The following is a 7472-nucleotide window of genomic DNA, read 5'->3' on the forward strand; positions in this document are numbered from 1 at the left end:
GGCGACCGCCCCCTTCCCCGTGCCCGTGTGCTCAGTTCCAGGCGTTGTTCTGGTTCTGGGCGTGGGAGCCGTGCTGTCCGGCGCCGAACTGGGCGGCGATGCCCTGGCCGATGGCCGCGTTCTGCGGGGGCATGACCTCGCTGGGCTGGACCAGCGCGAAGCCCTGGCCGAGGAAGCTGAGCTCCCAGCCCTCTCCGGTGTCGCCGCGCCGGCGGCGGATGCTGGAGTTGGTGGTCTGCGCCTGCATCTGGACGCGCAGCCCGGTGGACCAGGCGACGATCGCGTCGGCGTCGACGCTGACGTACTTGTCGGGCGTGACCTGCATCATCAGCGGCTGCCCCGAGGTCATCAGGGCGACCTTGCCGCGGCCGGAGATGTTGAGCTGGTACTTGCCGGAGCCGGAGATCCCGTACTGGCTGTCGACGGCGATGACCTCGGTGTGGAGGGTCGAGTCGAGCGCCAGGACGTAGGAGCTGTCGACGGTGAGGCCCTCCTGCTCGACCTCCACGACGTGGACGTACTGGGCGAGGTTGGCGAAGTAGACCGTGCCCTGGCCGGAGCAGCGCATCAGGTCGAGGCCCTCACCGGTGCGGGCCTGGGCCCGCCGCTGGCTCGGGGTCTTGTACTCGCCGTCGAAGTCGACGAGTCCCTGGTACGCGACCATGGCGCCCTTGCGGGCGAGGACGTCGTCCTGCCCGGTGAGGCTGACCCGCAGCAGCTGCGGGTTCTGGATGACGTACCGCTCCTGGCTCTGCTGCTCGGCGTGGTTGAAAAGCGGGCTCTGCATGGTGTGTTCTCGCTCCCCCTCAGCCCCGGACCCGCAGGCGGTCGGTGCTGTCCTCGCTCGGCTGTACGACGACGATGCCCTGGCCCGAGAAGGCCATCTGGTATGCCTCGCCGCTGCCCCGCCCGATGAGGGAGGACGCCTTGAAGCTGCGCTTGCCCTTGACCTTGAGCGACGGCGACCAGGCGACGAGCGCGTCGGGGTCGACGTAGGTCTCGTCCTCGCCGCGGCCGCAGTCGACGACGAGCGGCGTGCCGCGCGAGGTGAGCGCGACCCAGCCGGTGCCGGCGATCTCCACGTTGAACAGGCCCTGGCCGGCGAACTTGGCGAGGCCCTTGACCCGCTCGACGCCCCACTGGAGGTGGGCGTCGAAGGCGAGCAGGTTGGTGCCGTTGACCGAGAGCGAGTCGTTCTGGAGGTTGATCACGACGACGTCGGCGCCGTAGTCGGCGAGGTAGAGCAGTCCGTCGCCGGTGCACTTCATGATCGGCGCGCCCTCGCCGGTGGCCCACTGCTGGGCGACCTGGCGGACGGCGGGCGGGTTGGGCTCGTAGCTGATGAAGCCCTCGTAGGCGACCATCGAGCCGGTCCGGGCGTACAGGTCCTGGCCGGTGGCCATGGCGACCTTCAGCATGGTGCGGCCGTGGTTCTCCATCCGGGCCGCGACGGGGGTCGGGGCGTAGCCCGCGAGTTGCTGGTTCATGACTTCGGGCTCCCTCAGACCTCGTAGGGCTGGACGACGATGAAGTTGCCGGGGGCGCCCCGGAACTGCAGGTTCACGGTCTCCCCGCTGTGGCCGGGGTAGGCGTTGCGGCGGAGCCGCACCTGGCTGGAGAGGATGACCTGGGACGCGGACGACCAGGCGACGACGGCCTGGCAGTCGGCGAAGGTCGTCGGCGTCACCGGCAGCACGACGGGGACGCCGTGGGTCTTCACGACGACCGTGCCGGTGCCCTGGAACTGCATGGTGAACAGGGCGCCGCCGGGGATGCCGTGGCCCTCGATGCGGCGGACCTCGTACTGGAGGGTCTCGTCGAACGCGAGCACGTTCTCGGCGGAGACGCAGATGCCGTCGCCCTGGAGCTCGATCGGGTGCAGGTGGGCGCCGTTCTCGGCGAGGAAGACCTGGCCGCGGCCGGTGCAGCGCATCAGCTGCATCTCCTGGCCGGTGGCGTTGCCGACGACCCGGCCGGCGAAGCCCGCGCCCTTGTAGCCGAAGTCGACCTTGCCCTGGTACATGACCATGGAGCCCTGCCGGGCGAGGACGGGCACGCCGCCCATGGCCAGGTCGACCCGCATGAGCTGCTGGTTCTGCGGGGTCCAGCGGGCGCCGGTGGCGGTCTCCTTGTACGGCGCGAGCGCGGCGGCGAGTCCGGCGCCGGTCGCCGGGACGCCCTGCGGGACGCCGCCGGGCTGCCCGTACGCGGCGGGCTGCTGGCCGTAGCCCGGGGGCTGCTGCCCGTAGGCCGGGGGCTGCTGCCCGTACGGGGCGGGCGCGGGCTGCCCGTAGGGCGGCGTCTGCGGCGGCTGGCCCTGACCGGGGTACTGACCGGGCGCCTGGCCCGGAACCTGGCCCGGGTACTGCCCCGGAACCTGGCCGTACTGCGGCTGCTGCGGCGGCTGCCCGTACGGGGCGGGGGCCGGTGCGGGCGGCGGGACGGGGGCGGGCGCCATCGGCGCCACCATCGTCGGCGCCGTGTGGACGGGCTGCGCGGGGGCGGGCGGCACGGGCGCCTGCGGGGCCGGCGGCGCGCCGAACGCGGGCGCGGGAGCCGGGGCCTGCGCGGGGGCGCCGAAGGCCGGGGGCGCGGCGGCCTGCTGCGGCGGGGCGAAGCCGGGGGCCGCGGCCTGCTGCTGCGGCGCGGCGGGCTCGTCCTCGGCGACCTCGCCGCCGAAGTTCCGCAGGAGCGCGTCCAGGCCTCCGTCGAAGCCCTGACCGACGGCGGCGAACCGCCACACGTCCTTGAGGTAGAAGTCGCCGAGCATCACCGCGCGCTCGGTGGAGAACTCCGCGCCGGTGAACGCGTACCGGGCGACCTCCTCGCCGCCCGCCACGATCCGCAGATGGCCGGGGCCGATCTGGGACATCTGGCCCGCGCCGTCGATCGTCGCGGTGAACGACAGCTTGTGGATGTTCGCGGGGATGCGGTCGAGGGTGACGCGGAAGGACTCGGTGTCACCGGACTGCGCCCCGAGCAGCTGGACGGACTCCTCGGGCGTCTTCGGCTGGTTGAAGAAGACGAAGTAGCGGTCGTCCGAGAGCCGCTCGTCGGCGTCGAGGCCGAAGCAGCTGATGTCGAAGGTCAATCCGGGCGCCGCGATCTGCACACCGACGTACAGATCTGTACCCGCGGTCAGATCACTGATCTTGGCCTTGTGGCCGCGTTGGAATTCCCTGGCCATGCGTAACGACCGTCCCCCATCCCGAATGGCGAATGCTCGCGCCAGGCTAACGGCTGAGTGCGACATTGAGACAGGTCGGGTCGTTTTCGGTACGGAATCGGGAAACACGCGCACACGTGCGTGCCGCCGCCGTCACTCCTCGCGTGCGGCGCCGCGCCTCGCGTGCGGCGTCACTCCTCGCGGGCGGCCGGGAGGTGGGGCAGCCGGTCGGCGGCGACCACGCCCTCCAGGTAGCCGCGCGCCCGCTCGGTGCGGGGGTACGCCTCCAGGAGCCGCCAGAAGTCCGGGCCGTGGCCGGGGACGAGCAGGTGGGCCAGCTCGTGGAGGAGGACGTAGTCGACGACGTACTCGGGCATGCCCTGGAGCCGGTGGGAGAGCCGGATGCTGCCCTCGGAGGGGGTGCAGGAGCCCCAGCGGGTGTTCTGGTTGGTCACCCAGCGGACCGACCCGGGGCGGGCCCGGCCGTCGAAGTACTGCTCCGACAGGCGGGTCGCCCGCTCGGTCAGCTCGCGGTCCCCGAGGACGCTCCGGTTCTCCTGGGCGGCGAGTTTGTCCAGCATCACGCCGACCCAGCGCCGCTCCTCCGCCTCCGACATCCGGGCCGGGATGAGGACGATGGTCCGGTCGCCCTCGCGGTACGCCGACACGGTCCTGCTGCGCCGCGGGCTTCTGCGGACCTCGACCGCACTCGTCCCGGCGCCGCGGGGCGGCTTGCTGGTCACGCTGCGCTGTGGGTCGGCGGGCACGGCCCCGACGTTACCCGCTGGCGGCGCGGGAAGTCCCGCCCCGGGAGTGGTTTCGGGAACGTTCCCACCCCACCGCACACCATTTGAATGACTATTCCCCCGGCCTGTGGACAACTTTCGGCGACCGTCACGGCGGCGGGGCATTCTCACCACGGACGGCGAAAGAGCCGTTGTCGATCATGAATGCGATCACGGGGCGGGGCGGGGAAATGCATCCGATGGTGAAGCCGGCGCTGCGGCGGGCCTGGCGAGGGCTCCAGTGCGTGCAGTTCGGGGTCACCCCCGCCCACGCGGTGGTCCTCGGCCCGGTCGACCAGGACACGGGAGCGGTGCTCGGGCTGCTCGACGGCACCCGCGGGACCGAGCTGCTCCGGGCCGAGGCGCGGGCACTCGGCCTGCCGGACGGCCACCTGGAAGCGCTCCTCGGCCGACTGGAGTCGGCCGGGCTCCTCACGGACGCCGCGACCGGACGGCCCGGCCGCGTCGGACCGCCCGCCGGCGCGGTGGACCGGGCCCTCGATCCGCTCCGCGCCGACCTCGCCTCCCTTTCCGTGGTCCACCCCGAACCGGACCGCGCGACACGGACGCTGACGGCCCGGCGCTCCCTGCGCGTCCAGGTCAGGGGCGCGGGCCGGGTGGGGACGACGGTCGCCGCCCTGCTCGCGGCGGCCGGCGTCGGCGCGGTCGACGTGCTGGACTCCGGCCGCGTCGAACCCTGGGAGACCTCCCCGTCCGGCCTGTCCCCCGAGACCGTCGGCGAGCGCCGGACCACGGCGGCCCACCGCCTGGTCGGCCACTGGGCCCGCGCCGCCTCCAGCGGCCGGAGGGGGCGGGGCGGAGGGACGCCGCCGGGTGGCCGCGACGGGCGGGACAGGGCGGGCGGTGCCGAGGGGTGGGGTGAGAGGGGCGGCGCCCGCGGGCTTTCACTCGTGGTGGTGACCCCGCGGGACGGCCTCGGGGCGTACGTCCCCGATCCGGTGCCGGCCGGGCAGTGGATCTCCACCGGCACCCCTCACCTCTACGCGGGGGTCCTGGAGGCGACCGGGACGGTCGGGCCGCTCGTGCTGCCCGGCGGCACGGCGTGCGCGCGGTGCCTCCAGGAGGGGCGGACCGACCGGGAGCCGGTCTGGCCCCGGCTGCTCGCCCAGTGGCGCTCCGGCGCCCCGCATCCGCTGCCCGCCTGCGACGTGGGCCTGGCGACGGCGGTGGCGGGTCTCGCCGCCGCGCACGCGCTGGCCTTCCTGGACGGCGACCTCCCGGCGAGTACGGGCACCCGCTGGGAGACCTCCCTGCCGCTGCTGGAGTGGCGGGCGGAGCGACTGACGCCCCATCCGGCCTGCCCGTGCGGGGCGGCGCGCGGCGAAGAGGGGGAGCGCGCCTCGGCAGCCGGAGGCACGCACGACACAATGGCGGGGTAACGGCCCTGCGCGGCACGGCAGTCTGGGTTTTGGAGGGGCGTATGTCTGATCTTCCCCGGAAGGCGGTCACCCGGACCGCCAAGTTGGCCGCGTTGCCACTGGGCTTCGCGGGCCGGGCCACCTGGGGGCTGGGCAAGCGGATCGGCGGGAGATCGGCGGAGCTCGTCGCCCGCGAACTCCAGCAGCGCACGGCCGAGCAGCTGTTCAAGGTCTTGGGCGAGCTCAAAGGCGGGGCCATGAAGTTCGGGCAGGCGCTGTCCGTCTTCGAGTCCGCCCTCCCGGAGGAGGTCGCCGGGCCCTACCGAACAGCGCTGACCAAGCTTCAGGACGCGGCGCCGCCGATGCCGACCCGCACCGTGCACGCCGTCCTGGAGGAGCGGCTCGGCGCGCAGTGGCGGGAGCTGTTCGTGGAGTTCGAGGACAAGCCGGCGGCGGCCGCCTCGATCGGCCAGGTGCACCGGGCCGTCTGGCACGACGGGCGCGAGGTCGCGGTCAAGGTGCAGTACCCGGGCGCCGGCGAGGCCCTGCTCTCGGACCTCGCGCAGCTGAGCCGCTTCGCCCGGCTCCTCGGCCCGCTGATCCCCGGGATGGACATCAAGCCGCTGATCACCGAGATGCGGGACCGGGTGTCCGAAGAGCTGGACTACGCCCTGGAGGCGGAGGCCCAGCAGAAGCACGCGGAGGAGTTCGCCGACGATCCCGACGTGGTCGTGCCCGCCGTGGTCCACCGGGCGGAGCAGGTCCTCGTCACCGAGTGGATGGACGGGATCCCGCTGGCGGAGGTGATCGCGGACGGCACGCAGGACCAGCGGAACCGGGCCGGCCAGCTCCTCGCCCGCTTCCTCTTCTCCGGTCCCGCCCGCACCGGTCTCCTCCACGCCGACCCCCACCCCGGCAACTTCCGGCTGCTTCCCGGCCCCGGCGAGGACGACGGGCCCGAGGCCTGGCGCCTCGGCGTCCTCGACTTCGGCACCGTCGACCGCCTTCCGGGCGGACTGCCCGAGACGATCGGCACCTGTCTCCGCATGACCCTCGCCGGCGACGCCGAGACGGTCTACGACCTGCTGCGCGGCGAGGGCTTCGTCAAGGAGTCGGTCGCCCTCGACCCCGACGCGGTCCTGGAGTACCTGCTGCCGATCATCGAGCCCGCCGAGGTCGACGCCTTCGAGTTCAGCCGCGGCTGGATGCGCGCCCAGGCCGCCCGCATCGCCGACCCACGCTCCCCCGCGCACCAGCTCGGCAAGCAGCTCAACCTCCCGCCGTCGTATCTGCTGATACACCGCGTGACGCTCAGCACGATCGGTGTGCTGTGCCAGCTCAACGCGACGGTGCGCCTCCGCGACGAACTAACCACCTGGCTCCCCGGCTTCGAACCCCCGTCCCCCGCCTAGCCCCCCGGCGGGCCCCGCCACCCGCGCGGGCCCGCGCCCTGGCCCCGGTGCCACCCTGTGCGTGCCCGCGCCTGGACCCCGCCACCCACCGTGCGGGCTGCGCCCACCGCCGCCCTCCGCCGTGTGGGCCCGCGCGCCGACCGTCGTCCCGTCGCCCACTGCCCGTGTGGGCAATCGTCCCTCCCCCAGACTTCGTCCGGGGGGACCCCCAGGGCGGGACGGGTGGGCACACGGGACGGCGCCCTCGGCAGCGCCTCCGCCCCCTGTGCCTTGACCCGCACCCATACGGCGACGCGCACCCGGTGCGGGTTCAGGCGCGGAAGCCTAGGCCCGGCAAGGGGCGCCGTCCGTTGTGCCCACCCGTTCCGCCCCAGCGGAACGATTGCCCACAACGGGGTGGGCGCGGGAGCGGGGTGGCACCGCCCCAGCGGAACGAATGCCCGCAGCGAAGGGTGGCGGGAGCGGCGAGGGTGGGGGTTACCACCAGGAGGGGTCCAGGCGGCCTTCGATGGCGCGGATGTTGGCGCGGGCGCACTCGTCGCAGAAGTACTGGCGGCGGCCGTTCTCGACGGAGCAGGTCCAGGTCATGGGGACGGCGTCGGCGGTCCGGCCGCAGCGGGCGCAGGAGACGGGCTCCTCGGGCTCGGGTGCTTCGTTCACCCTGGCGACGATAGCCCGGCACGACGGCGCGGCGCGGACAACGCACCGCGGGGGCCGGTCCGTTCGGACC

Annotated in this window: 7 protein-coding genes; 2 read left to right on the forward strand and 5 right to left on the reverse strand. The window is 73.7% G+C overall.

The features are described 5' to 3' along the window. Window positions 1–31: 31 nt before the first annotated feature. From ACFCY7_RS38770 to ACFCY7_RS38785, 4 genes are all read right to left on the reverse strand, one after another. A complete protein-coding gene (locus tag ACFCY7_RS38770; protein ID WP_376490787.1) occupies window positions 32–787 on the reverse strand; it encodes an AIM24 family protein in 756 nt (251 codons plus the stop codon). A 19-nt stretch (window positions 788–806) separates the two neighbouring features. Beyond that, window positions 807–1487, reverse strand: a complete 681-nt coding sequence (locus ACFCY7_RS38775; RefSeq protein ID WP_376490788.1) for an AIM24 family protein — start codon at window positions 1485–1487, stop codon at window positions 807–809. Window positions 1488–1501: 14 nt separating this feature from the next. After that, a complete protein-coding gene (locus ACFCY7_RS38780) occupies window positions 1502–3187 on the reverse strand; it encodes a TerD family protein (RefSeq protein WP_376490789.1) in 1686 nt (561 codons plus the stop codon). Between the two features lie 170 nt (window positions 3188–3357). Beyond that, window positions 3358–3933 (reverse strand): M48 family metallopeptidase, encoded by a 576-nt coding sequence (locus tag ACFCY7_RS38785; protein WP_376490790.1) that lies wholly within the window; start codon window positions 3931–3933, stop codon window positions 3358–3360. A 209-nt stretch (window positions 3934–4142) separates the two neighbouring features. Here ACFCY7_RS38785 and ACFCY7_RS38790 point away from each other — a divergent pair, with 209 nt between their 5' ends. Next, window positions 4143–5351: a TOMM precursor leader peptide-binding protein gene (locus tag ACFCY7_RS38790; RefSeq protein WP_376490791.1), complete on the forward strand. Its 1209-nt coding sequence runs from the start codon at window positions 4143–4145 to the stop codon at window positions 5349–5351. Window positions 5352–5392: 41 nt separating this feature from the next. After that, window positions 5393–6742: an ABC1 kinase family protein gene (locus ACFCY7_RS38795; protein WP_376490792.1), complete on the forward strand. Its 1350-nt coding sequence runs from the start codon at window positions 5393–5395 to the stop codon at window positions 6740–6742. Window positions 6743–7219: 477 nt separating this feature from the next. Here ACFCY7_RS38795 and ACFCY7_RS38800 read toward each other — a convergent pair whose 3' ends face one another. Beyond that, window positions 7220–7402, reverse strand: coding sequence for a hypothetical protein (locus ACFCY7_RS38800; protein WP_376490793.1), 183 nt, complete (start codon window positions 7400–7402; stop codon window positions 7220–7222). Window positions 7403–7472 lie beyond the last annotated feature (70 nt).

Source organism: Streptomyces sp. NPDC056361 (genome assembly GCF_042262805.1).
Classification (GTDB): Bacteria; Actinomycetota; Actinomycetes; order Streptomycetales; family Streptomycetaceae; genus Streptomyces.